The 13,199-nt window shown below is 70.4% G+C and carries 14 protein-coding genes; 6 read left to right on the forward strand and 8 right to left on the reverse strand.

Translation table 11 applies throughout. The annotated features are described in order from the left end of the window. Positions 1 to 71 precede the first annotated feature (71 nt). Together JIG36_RS28440 and JIG36_RS28445 are read right to left on the reverse strand one after the other, a co-directional pair. The gene (locus tag JIG36_RS28440; RefSeq protein ID WP_203379474.1) at positions 72 to 1,547 is read right to left on the reverse strand and encodes a S8 family serine peptidase; all 1,476 of its coding nucleotides are present in this window, start codon (positions 1,545 to 1,547) and stop codon (positions 72 to 74) included. 34 nt (positions 1,548 to 1,581) lie between these two features. Then, complete coding sequence (locus JIG36_RS28445) at positions 1,582 to 2,517, reverse strand: SDR family NAD(P)-dependent oxidoreductase (protein WP_203379475.1); 936 nt, start codon at positions 2,515 to 2,517, stop codon at positions 1,582 to 1,584. 80 nt (positions 2,518 to 2,597) lie between these two features. Here JIG36_RS28445 and JIG36_RS54220 point away from each other — a divergent pair, with 80 nt between their 5' ends. Next, positions 2,598 to 3,263, forward strand: a complete 666-nt coding sequence (locus JIG36_RS54220) for a TetR/AcrR family transcriptional regulator (protein ID WP_203379476.1) — start codon at positions 2,598 to 2,600, stop codon at positions 3,261 to 3,263. On the opposite strand, the gene JIG36_RS28455 is transcribed toward JIG36_RS54220, so the two are convergent. The 4 genes from JIG36_RS28455 to JIG36_RS28470 form a co-directional block, all read right to left on the reverse strand. Then, positions 3,260 to 5,101, reverse strand: coding sequence for a substrate-binding and GGDEF domain-containing protein (locus JIG36_RS28455; protein ID WP_203379477.1), 1,842 nt, complete (start codon positions 5,099 to 5,101; stop codon positions 3,260 to 3,262). The genes JIG36_RS54220 and JIG36_RS28455 overlap by 4 nt on opposite strands. 141 nt (positions 5,102 to 5,242) lie before the next feature. Beyond that, entirely contained in the window at positions 5,243 to 5,818 is a 576-nt protein-coding gene (locus tag JIG36_RS28460; RefSeq protein ID WP_203379478.1) for a hypothetical protein, read from the reverse strand. After that, positions 5,775 to 6,140: a hypothetical protein gene (locus tag JIG36_RS28465; RefSeq protein ID WP_203379479.1), complete on the reverse strand. Its 366-nt coding sequence runs from the start codon at positions 6,138 to 6,140 to the stop codon at positions 5,775 to 5,777. The genes JIG36_RS28460 and JIG36_RS28465 overlap by 44 nt, the downstream gene beginning before the upstream one ends. Continuing rightward, on the reverse strand, positions 6,095 to 6,289 hold the full coding sequence (locus tag JIG36_RS28470) for a hypothetical protein (protein WP_203379480.1): 195 nt from the start codon (positions 6,287 to 6,289) through the stop codon (positions 6,095 to 6,097). The genes JIG36_RS28465 and JIG36_RS28470 overlap by 46 nt, the downstream gene beginning before the upstream one ends. 95 nt (positions 6,290 to 6,384) lie before the next feature. Here JIG36_RS28470 and JIG36_RS28475 point away from each other — a divergent pair, with 95 nt between their 5' ends. Both JIG36_RS28475 and JIG36_RS28480 read left to right on the forward strand, forming a co-directional pair. Continuing rightward, complete coding sequence (locus JIG36_RS28475; protein ID WP_203379481.1) at positions 6,385 to 6,930, forward strand: sigma-70 family RNA polymerase sigma factor; 546 nt, start codon at positions 6,385 to 6,387, stop codon at positions 6,928 to 6,930. Beyond that, on the forward strand, positions 6,930 to 7,688 hold the full coding sequence (locus tag JIG36_RS28480) for a hypothetical protein (protein WP_203379482.1): 759 nt from the start codon (positions 6,930 to 6,932) through the stop codon (positions 7,686 to 7,688). Before JIG36_RS28475 ends, JIG36_RS28480 begins: the two co-directional genes overlap by 1 nt. A 1-nt stretch (position 7,689) precedes the next feature. Here JIG36_RS28480 and JIG36_RS28485 read toward each other — a convergent pair whose 3' ends face one another. After that, a complete protein-coding gene (locus JIG36_RS28485; protein ID WP_203379483.1) occupies positions 7,690 to 8,631 on the reverse strand; it encodes a PLL family lectin in 942 nt (313 codons plus the stop codon). Between the two features lie 437 nt (positions 8,632 to 9,068). Here JIG36_RS28485 and JIG36_RS28490 point away from each other — a divergent pair, with 437 nt between their 5' ends. Further along, positions 9,069 to 9,809, forward strand: coding sequence for a thioesterase II family protein (locus JIG36_RS28490; protein ID WP_203379484.1), 741 nt, complete (start codon positions 9,069 to 9,071; stop codon positions 9,807 to 9,809). A gap of 64 nt (positions 9,810 to 9,873) precedes the next feature. Continuing rightward, positions 9,874 to 11,304: a class II 3-deoxy-7-phosphoheptulonate synthase gene (locus JIG36_RS28495; protein ID WP_203379485.1), complete on the forward strand. Its 1,431-nt coding sequence runs from the start codon at positions 9,874 to 9,876 to the stop codon at positions 11,302 to 11,304. Positions 11,305 to 11,359: 55 nt separating this feature from the next. On the opposite strand, the gene JIG36_RS28500 is transcribed toward JIG36_RS28495, so the two are convergent. Continuing rightward, positions 11,360 to 11,626 carry a chorismate mutase gene (locus JIG36_RS28500; RefSeq protein WP_203379486.1) on the reverse strand — a complete coding sequence of 89 codons (267 nt, stop codon included), beginning with the start codon at positions 11,624 to 11,626 and terminating at the stop codon, positions 11,360 to 11,362. A 218-nt stretch (positions 11,627 to 11,844) separates the two neighbouring features. Between JIG36_RS28500 and JIG36_RS28505 the strand changes: the two genes are divergently transcribed. Then, positions 11,845 to 13,152, forward strand: coding sequence for an aminotransferase-like domain-containing protein (locus tag JIG36_RS28505; RefSeq protein ID WP_203379487.1), 1,308 nt, complete (start codon positions 11,845 to 11,847; stop codon positions 13,150 to 13,152). Positions 13,153 to 13,199: the final 47 nt, after the last annotated feature.

A 13,199-nucleotide genomic window follows, 5' to 3' on the forward strand; every position in this document is an offset into this window, starting at 1 on the left:
CGTCGTCGGTCCGCCCTACTCCCTTCGGCAGCCGCCGGGCCGGGTTGAGTGACCCGGCCCGGCGCGCGGCCTCAGTTCCAGGAGGCGGACGCCCAGTCGTCGCTCGACCAGGCGCGGCTCGACCACGTGCCGGCCGTCCACGACCGCCCGGTCCAGCGCCGCCCGGTCCACGCCGGGTCGCTCCATGACGCCTTGGCCGTCCACGGCGCGGTGTTCGCCCATGTCGCCGACGCCCAGGTGCGGCCGGCCCACGAGGTGCCGGCCCAGCCGTCGCCGGTGAGCCGGAAGCCCATCCACTCGCCGCCGGCCCACGAGGTGCCCAGCTTGCTCCTGGGCGCCCAGGTGACGGGGTTGAACGGCCCCCAGACGCTGCGCTGGCCGGTCAGCGGGGAACTGTCCATCATCAGGCGGCTGTCTCCGCGCGAGCTGTCGAGCGTGCCGGTGCCGAGCGACTTCGTCCAGACCTGGGGGAGCACCGTGCCGCTGCGGGCCAGGGCGCCGTTGACGTTGATCTCCTGCAGGCCCAGGTTGGCCGCGGTGCCGTTGGGCACCCGGGTCGAACCCTTGACGATCCAGTCCTTGATCTGGTCGGGCGTGGCCGACGGCTTGGCCTGCAGCAGCAGGGCCACGGCGGCCGAGGTGACCGCGGTCGCCTGCGAGGTGCCGCTGCCGCGGAAGAGCGTGCTGCCCGTGCGGGCGGTGGGGAAGACGGTGTCGATGTACGAGCCGGGGTCGCGCAGCGACAGGATCGAGACCCCCGGGGCGAGCACGTTGATCTGCTTGCCGCCGTTGCCCAGGTTGGTGAAGGTGGTCAGCTGGTCGTCGGCCGTGCTCGCGGTGCCCCTGGTGTCGGTGGCGCCGACCGTGAGGATCCAGTCGTCCGACGCCGGGTTGGCCAGCGTCCCGGCGGCGTTGCCGTCGTTGCCGGCCGCGGCGACCACCACGATGCCCGCCTCCCAGGCCTTCTCCACGGCGAAGCCGAGCGGGTCCTTCCACGTCTTCGGCGCCCCACCGGAGCCGTACGACAGGTTGATCACCCGGATCGGGTTGGCCGGGTCGTCGTCGCGGTGCTCGACCACCCAGTCCACGGCCGCGATGACCTGGCTGACGTCGACCGCGCCGGTGGCCGTGCCCACCTTGATCGAGGTGAGCTTGACGCCCGGCGCCAGGCCCTTGGTGCCGGTGGCGGTGTCGTTGCCCACGATGATGCCGGCCATGTGCGTGCCGTGCCCGTAGGTGTCGAGGTAGCGCAGATCGGACGACTGCGACTCCAGCGAGAGGTCGGGCCCGTTGACGATCTGCGCCGCGGGCAGGCCGCTGACCGGGGCCACGCCGGTGTCGATGAGGGCGACGCCGACGCCCTTGCCGGTCAGCGAGGCCGCCGCTCCGGTGTCGGCGCCGATCACCGTACGGACGTGGTTGAGAGAAGTGCCGGCGGTGGTGCCGGTCGCCCCGGCCGCGCTCGCCGGGGTCGCCGCGCCGGTGAGCGACCAGGCGCCCAGGGCCACCGCCGCCGTCCAGGCGCTTGCTCGTCTGATTCTGCTCATGCCCCACCCCGTGTCCTCTGGTTGCTGAGCGACTTCATCGACGGGGTGCGGCGGCTCCTGAGAGAAACTTCGTGGCGGGGATCTTGACCCCGGTGAGGTCTTCGGAGACGGCCCACAGCCGTTGCTGAACGGCCACCTCGTACGAGGCCGGGCTCGACGTGACCAGGCGCGGGTGGCCCGTGACCTCGTAGCGGCCGCCGGGACCGTAGTACTGGCCGCCGAGCGTGGCCGGGTCGGTGGCGGCGCGCAGGGTCGGCAGGGCGCCCATGGCCGGCGTCTGGGTGATCAGCGGCGCGAGCCACGTGATCGGCAGCCGCAGCGCGGCCGGCGTGTTGCGGGCCAGCTCGGTGCTGGAGACGCCGGGGTGCGCGGCCACGGCGACGGTGGTGCCGTGCGGGGCGAGACGGCGCTGCAGCTCGTACGTGAACATCAGGTTGGCCAGTTTGGACTGGCCATAGGCGGCGACCCGGCTGTACGACCGTTCCCACTGCAGGTCGTCGAAGTGGATCGCGGCCCGGATGCGGTGACCGGTGCTGCTGACCGTGACCACGCGCGAGCCGGGCACCGGCAGCATCCGGTCGAGCAGCAGCCCGGTGAGCGCGAAGTGGCCGAGGTGGTTGGTGCCGAACTGCATCTCGAAGCCGTCCCGGGTGGTCTGCTTCGGGTTGTACATCACGCCGGCGTTGTTGATCAGCAGGTCGATCCGGTCGAGCCGGGCCCGCAGCGTCGCCGCCCCGGCCCGCACCGAGTCGAGCGAGGTCAGGTCGAGCGCCTGCACGGTCACGTCGCCGGTCATGCGGGCGGCGGCCAACCGGCCCTTCTCGACGTCGCGGACGGCGAGCACCACGGACGCCCCGCGCTCGGCGAGTGCCTTGGCGGTCTCGTATCCCAGCCCGGTGTTGGCCCCGGTCACGACGGCGACCCGGCCGTGCTGGTCCGGAATGTCGGCGGTGGTCCACTTCGCGGTCATGTCGAGCTCCTTAAAGTACCTTCGGTATCTTGTGCGTCTGACTGTAACGTACCCCCGGTACTTAAGCTAGGGTGGTGGTCGTGACATTTCAGCGGGCGCGAACCGAGGAACAGCGGGAGGTCCGCCGGCAGGCGATCCTCGACGTGGCGTCGGCGATGCTGGACGAGATGCCGGTGGCCGCGGTCACCCTGAACGAGCTCAGCCGCCGGGTCGGCCTGGCCAAGCCGAACGTGCTGCGCTACTTCGAGTCCCGTGAGGCGGTGCTGCTCGAACTGCTCGACGTCTTCTTGGGGGAGTGGCTGACCGAGCTGGCCACCGAGCTGGCCGCGGGTGTCGACCAGGAGCAGCCCATGCCCGTACGGGCGGAGGCCGTGGCCGAGATCCTCAGCCGCACGCTCGCCGGTCGTGTGGTGATGTGCGATCTCTTCGGGGCCCAGAGCGGCGTCCTGGAACACAACGTCTCGGCCGAGGTCGCCGCCCGCTACAAGCGCGCCTCCCTGGGCCGCCTGACCACGATGACCGCCCTGATCCGCACGGCCCTGCCCGAACTCGGCGACGACGCGGTGCTGTTCAGCCTGCAGGCGATGGTCCTGGCCGGTGCGCTGCCGGCGTACAGCACGCCCCCGCCCAGCCTGCAGCAGGCGTACGACGCTGAGCCCGAGCTGGCCCAGTTCCACCTCGGGCTGAAAGACACCCTGAAGCTGGGTCTGACGGCGACGCTGCTGGGCGTGCTGCCCCGCCGCTAACGGTTGACCGGGCCGGCCTCGACGCCGGTGCGGCGCGACTTCGCCCGATACATCGCGGCGTCGGCCTTGCGGACCAGGGCGTCCGCGTCGGCGTGCGGGGTCTGGTGGGCCAGGGCCACGCCGATGCTGGCCGAGACCGTCAACTCCTGTCCGTCCACGTGGTGGGGGCGGTTGAGCGCGGCCAGCAGCCGCCGGGCGGTGGCCTCCGGGGTGTGGCCGTTGTCGAGGGCGTCCAGCAGCACCAGGAACTCGTCGCCGCCGAAACGGCCCGCCGTTCCGAAGAAGCCGAGCGTGGCCCGCAGGCGGTCGGCCACCTCGACCAGGATCTGGTCGCCGACGGCATGCCCGTACGTGTCGTTGATCTGTTTGAAGCCGTTCAGGTCGACGAACAGCACCGCCACGTCGGGGCCGCGCTCGATGGCGGCGGCCAGCAACTGCAGGAAGTGGGTCCGGTTGGGCAGGCCCGTGAGATGGTCGTGGAGCGCGCTCGCCCGCAGCTGTTCCTCCTGCTCGCGCAGGGTCTGCAGCACGGCCTGGTAATCCAGCGCCACCGTCAGCAGGGCGGCCCACTGGTTGATCGACTCACGCCCGGTGGCCGCCTGCAGGTCCACCCGGTCGACCGTGGCGAGCAGCCCCCAGTCGCGGTTGCCGACCCGCACCGGCACGACGAAGGTCAGCGAGCCGGGTTCGGCGCGGGCCTCGTCCAGGATCTCGGCCGGCGGGAACCCGCTCGCCGTGACCAGGGGAAGCGGCGGGGCCGGGGGCGGGGAGGACGCCGTACGGATCTCGAGGTTCGCATCGCCGTCGGTCCACAACCCGAGGCAGCCGGCGCGGGCCGACGTGCGGCGCAGCCAGCCCAACTCCCGGGGATCCTCCTCGTGGCTGCGCAACAGGTCGAGGCCGATGTCGTACCGGCTGCTCAGCGAGTGTTGCAACCGGGTGCGCTCCCGATATTGCGACCGCCCCTCGGCCTGCAGCGACGCCTCGTCGACCTCGGCCCGGCAGCCGCACGACTCCCGCACCACCAGTTCCGTCGCGACCTCGTGCCGCGCCGGAGACCCGCCGGTGCCGTCGACCGCCGCCAGCAGAACCTTCGCCGCGGTGGCGCCGACATCGAAGAGCGGCTGCCGTACGGTGGTCAGCCGCGGCTCGGTGAACGACGCGTCGGACAGATCGTCGAAGCCGACGACGGCCTGATCGTCCGGGAGCCGGCACCCGGCCTCGGTCAGCACCCGCAGGATGCCCATCGCGTTCAGATCGGTGCCGGCCACGACCGCGGTGGAGGGCAGCCCCGCCGCGAGCATCGCGCGAGCCGCCTCGACGCCACCGGCCTCCTGGTTGTCGCCGGCCTCGAAGAGCAACTCCGGATCCGGTTCGATCCCGTGGTCGAGCAACGTCCGGCGATAAGTCTCGTAGCGTTCCTGCTGATCCACGGCGTTCAGAAAGCCGGCAAACCCGATCCGGCGGTGCCCGTGCCCGATCAGATGCTCGACCGCCGCCCGTACGCCGACCCGGTTGTCGGGAAACACAGTGGGGCAGTCCAGCTCACCGAACTCGTGGCTGACCACCACGACCGGCCGCCCGGTGGACCGGATCTCCTGCAGATATTTGGCGCTGGCGGCATTCACGATGACGACAAACCCGGCCACGTGATCCCACGCCAGCGGATACGGCGGGTGCGGCGGCTCGGTCAGTTCCAGCTGATCGGTGCCCGCGTCGAGCGTCTGCACGGCAACGACCGTCGCATCGGCGTCGGCCGCGGCCCGCGCGATGCCCTCGATCACGCCGCCGAAATACCACCCGCCCAGAAACGGGGACAGCACACCCAGGACGGTCATCGTGCCCCTTCCACGCGTCACTGCGTTGCTAGGGGACGATACCGCCGCGTTCCCGTTTCGGGGACGTGTCGACGAGGGTTCCCGAGACTTGCTCAGAATCGGACGGTTCCGGAGACCTCCGGTCCGAAGAGCCCACTGAGATCACCCGGACCGTGCTCCAGTCCGGCGTCTACAAGGTCCGTCCACAGCTTGGCGTCCCCCGGACCCCTGGCCAGAAACTCGTCGATGGCGGACGTGTTGGCCAGATCCAGGCCGGCTCGCCGGCTTGGCGTCGCGCACCTCTCCGTCGTCCGGACTGCCCGGCTGGACCGTTTTCCGAATGCGGTCCAGCCGGGCGTTGCCCAGCAGAAACTCGCCGAATGTGGCGTGCAGGAACTCGTAGCTGCGCCGGGCATCGACGTGGTGCAGGTCCAGCTCGGACGTGTGGACGAAGAAGAATCCCCGGATGACCTCTTGGGCGATGGCGGACCGCCGGACCTGCCCGGTCAGATCGCTGCCCAGTTCCTCGTCGGTCACGTATTGGCTGCCCCGGTTGAACATTCCGTACGCCACGACGCTGAGCTCCCACAGCCGCTTGCGCACGAGCTCGGCCGCCCGGTCCTGCGACCGCAGCTCGCGGTGGGCGAGGTTCTCCAGCAGCCGCTGGTAGAGCATGGTGATGGAGACGTCGCCGTCATCCGCCTGCTCGCCTGGATCGCAGAGACAGAGCGCGAGCACGGCCCCGGAGGCCCTTCCGCCGGGCCCTGCCGCGACGCGCCGATGTGCCGCGCCCGCTGCAGGAAGCGAGCATGAGCAGAAGAAGCGGTTGCTCGGCCAGGGTCGGATGGCGCGTCACCGCGGCCGGCTCCACCGCGTTCATCCACCCACTGGCGATGCGCACATGGTTGACGCGGTTCCAGACATCGAGCCAGGCGGTGATGTCGGCCGAGGTGAACGGTTCGAGTCGCAGCAGGACGGATCCGACGGCAATGCGGGTGAACGGCACGTGGTAGGTCATCGTGCGTTCGGGGCCGCCGTTGACCCTGGCATCGTCCGCCACACCACCCGCACGATCAACGCCGGCGCCATCAGCACCGCCAGCGCCCAGCCCCACTCCAGCGCGTAGACGACGTTGAGAACCCCGAAGAACGTGCCCATCGCGGCCGCCGCGACGACGAACCGGCCGCGGTCGCGCAGTGGGGAGGACATGCTGAGCAGGGTAGTTGCGCGCCGCGCGGACCGGCTCAGCCCACGGGATGAAACCCGGGTGTGACAGTCCTCGCCGTGCCGGACATCTAGGGGGCATGACAATGAACGACCCCGGCGACCGGGAGCAACGATTGCGCTCCCTGCACGCCGACGGCTACGCCGACCTGCTGCGGTTCGTCGAGCGGCGGGTCCCGGCCAGCGAGGCCCCCGACGTGGTCTCGACGGTGTTCCTGACCGCGTGGCGCCGGCTCGACGACGTGCCGGCCGACCCCGCCGAGGCCCGGGCCTGGCTGTTCGCCGTGGCCCGCCGGACCATGGCCAACCAGTCCCGGTCCTGGCTGCGCCGCCGGGCCCTCGACGTGCGTATCGCCGGCCACACCAGCACCGGGACGCCGGACGAGGCGCACGGCGCGGCCGCCCGCGTCGACCTCGAACGGGCCTTCCGCTCGTTGAGCGCGGCCGACCGGGAGGTGCTGGCCCTGATCGCGTTCGACGGCCTCACCACCGAGCAGGCGGCCACCGTTCTGAACTGCCGGCGGACCACGTTCGCGATGCGGCTGGCCCGGGCCCGGCAACGGCTGCGGGACGCCCTCGACGACACCCCCGCCCCCACCCGAACCGCTGTGAAGGATCACGTCTGATGGAACCGACCATGACCGACCTCGCCGCCCTCGACCCCGCCCTCGACCGCCAGATCGACCCGATCGAGCGCCGGCGCTCCGAGATCGCCCTCGACGCCATCATCGCCGGCACCACCCGCGACGGCCGCACCCACCGGACGGTGATGCGCCGCGCGGCGATCGGCGTGGCCGCGGTCGCCGTCGCGGTCGCCGGTGCCCTCGCCGTGCCGGCCCTGCTGCCCAGCGCCGCCGACAAGGCGTTCGCCGCCTGGACGGCCACCCCTACGCCGATCGACCCGCAGCAGGTTCTGCCCGCCGCCAAGAACTGCGTCTCCTCGTACGGCGCCGATCCGTCCGGGGTGACCGCGGGTGACGTCGTGCTCAGTGACCAGCGCGGTATTGCGATCTCGCTGATCGTCAAGCACGGCGCGGACGCGCTGGAGTGCATGAGCGTCGAGGACGACAAGACGTTCGCCTCCCAGCTGCTGCCGGGATCGCCGCTGACCCCGCCCAACGGCCTGCTGTCGGTCGACACCCGCAGCTCGTACGGCTCCGGCGACACCCAGTACTCGCACGTCGTCGGCTTCACCACCGCCAAGGTGACCGGCATCGACCTGATTCTGGCCGACGGCCGCACGGTGCACACCAGCACCGCCGACGGCTGGTGGACGGCCTGGTGGCCCGGCCCCGAAGCGGGCGAGGCCGACACCATCCGCGTGGTGGCCCACACCGCCGGCGGCGGTTCCTCCGAGTTCCGGATCGCTCAGCTCAGCAGCTGACTCAGCTGACGGGCAGGACGCGGTGCCAGACCGCGTCGTCGTTGCCGATCGCCATCACCTCGACGCCCGCCGGAGAGGTGGTGGCGGCCGGCGCCGAGTTCAGGCGGGCGTCCACCGAGGACCAGCCGGACCACGTGCCCCGCAGGGACTTCCGCCAGAGGTTGGCGTCGTGACCGGCGGCCAGGATGTCCAGCCTTCCCTCACCGGTCGAGGTCAGGGCCGGCGCCGAGGCCAGCGCGCCGCCGCGGGAGGTCCAGCGGGCCGACCACGCGCCGCCGGTGAACGATTTCTGGTAGACCTCCTCGTCGGTGCCGGCCACCACGACGTCGATGCGGTCGGGGCCCCACGAGGTCGCGGAGGGAAGCGAGTTCGCGTAGCCGCCCAGCGAGGTCCAGCCGGACCAGGTGGTGTCGAAGGACTTCCAATGGATCTCGCGGTTGGTGCCGACCGCGAAGACGTCGAGCCGGCCCGGGCCGCGCGACGAGATGCCCGGCGCCGCGATCACCGGCCCGGCCAGGGATTCCCAGCTCGACCAGGCGCCGTCGGCGTACGACAGGTGCAGGACGTCGTTGGCGGCGCCGCGGGCCACGACATCGATGCGGCCCGGGGCCGAGGAGACCGCGGCCGGGGCCGAGGTCAGGCGGCCGCCCAGCGATTCCCAGTTCGACCATCGCCCGGCGCTGCGGGACTTGTGCCACAAGGCGTTGTCGGCCCCGATCACGAAGACGTCGAGGCGGCCGGTGCTGTCGGAGGTCACCGCGGGCTGGGAGATCGCGGTGCCACCCAGTGACTCCCAGCCCGCCGCCGCGGTGGCTGTCGTCGCTACGGCGGTCGCCCGGCGGCCCAGGCCGGTCAGGGGGTCGAAACCGGGCGGCGCGGCCGAGGCCGGTGCCGGCAGTGCGACGACCAGCGCGGCGGTCAGGGTGGCGGCCAGCAGCTTCATCCAGATGCTCCCAACATCGTCATAAATCGAGCATTGTCAATCTATGACGGACCGGGCGCCATTTCCACGGCGACACGACCTCTGCCGTAAGTTCCAGGAACGGTACGCGGTTTCCGGCGAGGTCGACCCGGATGCGGCTGGGACGCCCGAGCCGGTGGCCCTGCTCGATAAAGACCGGCTCGCCGGCGGGCACACGCCCCCGACCGCCGAAGCCCGTCCGAGGACCACCGGAGCAGGCGGCCCCGAGCAGGGTTCTGCGTTCCATGCGCGTTGGCCGATGCGTACGGACGGAAGGTTCCCGCCGCCTCTCTGACGCCCGGGCCGCCCGGCCAGGCGTACATGTCGCTCAGGATTTTCGAAGCAGGCTCGCGCCGGACGGCCGGGCCGGGCCATGCTGGCCGCTGCTCGGGACCGACGTGGCCGGGAGTGAGGCGAGCATGGACCGAACGTGGATCAGGGTGGTGCGGGAGCGGCCGGAGGCACCGGTCCGGCTCGTGTGCTTCCCGCACGCGGGCGGCGCGGCCAGCGCCTTTCTGCCCCTCGGGCGCCGGGCCGGTGACGACATCGAGATTCTGGCCGTGCAGTACCCGGGCCGCCAGGACCGCTACCGGGAACCGGCGGTCACGGAGCTCGGGCAGCTCGCCGACCGGGTGGCCGACGTGCTGGCCGGCGCGGTTCCGGGACCGTTCGCTTTCCTCGGCCACAGCATGGGCGCCGTGGTCGCCTTCGAGGTGACCCGTCGCCTGGAACGGCGTGGTGCGCCGGCGCCTCAGGTGCTCTTCGTCTCCGGCCGCCGCGCGCCCTCCCTCGTCCGCGAGGAGGACGTGCACCAGCGCGACGACGCCGGCGTGCTGGCCGAGATGAAGCGGCTCGGCGGCACCGACACCGACCTGCTGGCCGACCCGGAGGTGGTCGAAATGATCATGCCGGCGTTACGGGCGGACTACACGGCCGTCGAGACGTACCGGTGCGACCCGCCCGGCGCCGTCGTCCGGTCACCCATCGAGGTGCTGATCGGCGACAGCGATCCGCGCGTTTCCGTGGCCGAGGCCAAGGACTGGGCCCACCACACCACCGCCGGGTGCGGGCTGCGCGTCTTCCCGGGCGGCCACTTCTATCTCACCGACCGCGCCGCCGAGGTCATGGCACACATCACGGCGACTCTGAGGTTGCCGTGAAGCGGGTGATACCTGGACGACAGCCGACGAGAAGGCCGTCGACAACGGAATCAGAGGGTAAAGAATGACTGTCGAGACCAGACCGGCCGTACGCCGTGAGTGGCACCAGCTCAGCCATCCTGGCCTGAGCGCCGAAGTTCTGCAGACCTCACGCCCGTCGACCGACTCGGCCGAGGACGAGGCGCTGGGACTGGACGTGTGGCGCACCCTGCCGCGGGAACAGACACCGCCGTGGACCGACCCGGACGAGGTCGCCGCGGTGTGCGAGGTTCTTGAAAACGCGCCGTCGATTGTCGTCCCGTACGAAGTGGATCAGCTCCGCCGGCAGCTCGCCGAGGTGTGTGAGGGCCGTGCGTTCCTTCTCCAGGGTGGCGACTGCGCCGAGACGTTCGCCGGCAACACCGAGAGCCACCTGCTCGCCAACGTCCGCACACTGCTGCAGATGGCGGTGGTACTCACGTACGGCTCGTCCATGCCGGTCGTGAAGATTGCGCGGGTCGCCGGCCAGTACACCAAACCGCGATCGTCGCTGACGGACTCCATGGGCCTGCCGGCGTACCGCGGCGACATGATCAACTCGCTGGAGCCGACCGAGGCCGCCCGTATCGCCGACCCACAGCGCATGATCCGCGCGCACGCCAACTCGGCGGCCGCGATGAACATGCTTCGTGCTTACCTGGCCGGCGGACTGGCCGATCTGCATGGTCTGCACAGCTGGAACAAGGACTTCGTCAAGGCTTCGCTGGCGGGAGAACGCTACGAGGCGATCGCCGGTGAGATCGACCGGACGCTCGAGTTCATCCGCGCGTGCGGGCTCACCGAGAGCGAAGCTCTGCGAACCGCCAGCCTGTACTGCTCACACGAGGCCCTGGCGATCGAGTACGACCGTGCGCAGACCCGGGTCTCGGACGGGCGCGCCTACGGGCTCAGCGGCCACTTCCTCTGGGTCGGCGAGCGGACCCGCCAGCTCGACAACGCACACATCGACTTCGTGAGCCGCATCGCCAACCCGATCGGCGTGAAGCTGGGCCCGGGTACCGCTCCGGAGACCGCTGTCGCGTTGTGCGAGCGGCTCAACCCCGGCAATGTGCCGGGCCGGCTGACGCTGATCAGCCGCATGGGGAACGGCAAGGTGCGCGACGCGCTGCCCGTCATCGTGGAGAAGGTGCATGCCAGCGGCGCCAAGGTCGTCTGGCAGTGCGACCCCATGCACGGCAACACTTACTCGTCGTCGAACGGATACAAGACCCGCCACTTCGACCGGATCGTCGACGAGGTGCTGGGCTACTTCGAGGTGCACCGGGCCCTGGGCACCCACCCCGGTGGTATCCACATCGAGCTGACCGGTGAGGACGTGACCGAGTGCCTCGGCGGGGCGCAGGGCATCGAGGACCTGCACCTGCCAGACCGTTACGAGACGGCCTGCGATCCGCGGCTGAACACCCAGCAGAGCCTCGAACTCGCCTTCCTGGTCGCAGAGATGCTGCGCGGCTGAGAAACGGCACGGCTCCGAGGCGACGCTGCCTCGGAGCCGTTTCAGTTCGCCGTGGTCAGCCCAGGCGCCCCCGTCCCGCCCGCAGCAGGAGCAGCGCGATCTCCACACCCGGCTCGCCCAGGGATTCCCGGTAGTGCGCGATCACCTCCCGTTCCCGGGCGAGCACGATGCGGGTGCCGCCCTCTGCCATGCGGGCCGAGCCGATGTGCCGGGACACCTCGGCCCGTTCCTTGAACAGCGCGACGATCGAGTTGTCGATGCCGTCGATCCGGGCGCGCAGGGCCGAGATGTCGGCCGCGGTCTTGTCAATGGTGATATCCATTGCCAGATCCTTCCGAGATGATCGGATACGCCAGAAGGTTAACGCCGCATTCCGCGTGCTGATACAGCGATGTCGAATAGTCAATATGCGTTTCCGGGTGGTGTCCGCGAAAAGCTTGCCATCGATTATTCGATGCGTGGTCCCGCTTTGTCCGGTTGATATCTACGGTCGGCGCGGAACCCTTCATCCTCTCGGCCCTGGAGGCAGGCGACGTGACAATGACCGCGGAAGAAAAGCGGGTGGTGCTCGACGCGGCCGACCTGCACAGCAGCCTCCGCGATCCGCTGCTGGACTCGATGAACTTCCTGAACGAGATCGTGAACCGTTACCCGCGGGCGATCTCGTTCGCGCCGGGCCGGCCCTATCTGGGCCTCTTCGAGCCGTCCGAGCTCGACCGGTACGTCGGCCGATACACCGCGCACCTGCGTGACGATCTCGGCTTCTCGAAGGAGCAGGTGCACAACAACCTGGTTCAGTACGGCCGGACCAACGGGCACATCGGGCACCTGATCGCCCGGACGCTGGCCAACGACGAGGACATGCACGTGCCGGCCGAATCCATCGTGGTGACGGTGGGCTGCCAGGAGGCCATGATCCTGGTGTTGCGCGCGCTGTTCGCCTCGCCCGACGATGTCCTGCTCGTCGCGGACCCGTGTTATGTCGGCATCGGCGGCGCGGCGCGGGTCCTGGACGTGACGATGCGGGCGGTGCCGGAGTCGGAGGACGGCCTGACCGTGGCCTCGGTGACGGCGGCGGTGGCGGCCGTACGAGCCGAGGGACGTCGCCCACGCGCCCTCTACCTGGTCCCCGACTTCGCCAACCCCTCCGGGCACAGCCTTGCCCCCGACGTACGTGAAAGCCTCTTGGAGCTGGCCGAACGCGAGAACCTGCTGATCATCGAGGACAACCCGTACGGGTTCTTCGTCCGGCAGGGCACCGCGCGGCCGACGATGAAGTCGATGGATGCCGGTGGGCGGGTGATCTATCTCGGTTCCTTCGCCAAGACCTGCTTTCCGGGCGCCCGTCTCGGCTACGTCGTCGCCGATCAGCTGGTCGCGGTTCCTGACGGTGAGCGCGTTCTGCTCGCGGACGAGATCTCAAAGATCAAAAGCATGGTCACCGTCAACACCCCCAGCCTCAGCCAGGCGGTCATCGGAGGCATGCTGCTCGAGCACGACTGCCGGCTGCGCGAAGCGAACGCGCCCTCGGCGGCGTTCTACCGCGACAACATGAACCTGATGCTCGACAGCCTGCGGAAGAGTTTTCCGGCGGATGGCGGGACCCGGTGGAACAGCCCCGACGGGGGCTTCTTCGTGGTGATGGAGCTGCCTTTCCCGGCCGATCAGCGGGCCTTGGCGGTGTCGGCCGCCGACTTCGGGGTGCTGTGGACGCCGATGCGTGAGTTCTACCTGGACGGCGGTGGGGACCGCGCGATTCGCCTGTCGTGCAGCGCTCTGGCGCCGGAACAGATCGTCGACGGTGTGGAGCGGCTCCGAGATTTTGTCGCCGCGTACGCCCGTACCTGATGAAACCGACGAGCCGGGGGCCGCGGCAGGACCGCGACTCCCGGCTC

This window comes from Paractinoplanes ovalisporus (assembly GCF_016834655.1).
Lineage (GTDB): Bacteria > Actinomycetota > Actinomycetes > Mycobacteriales > Micromonosporaceae > Actinoplanes > Actinoplanes ovalisporus.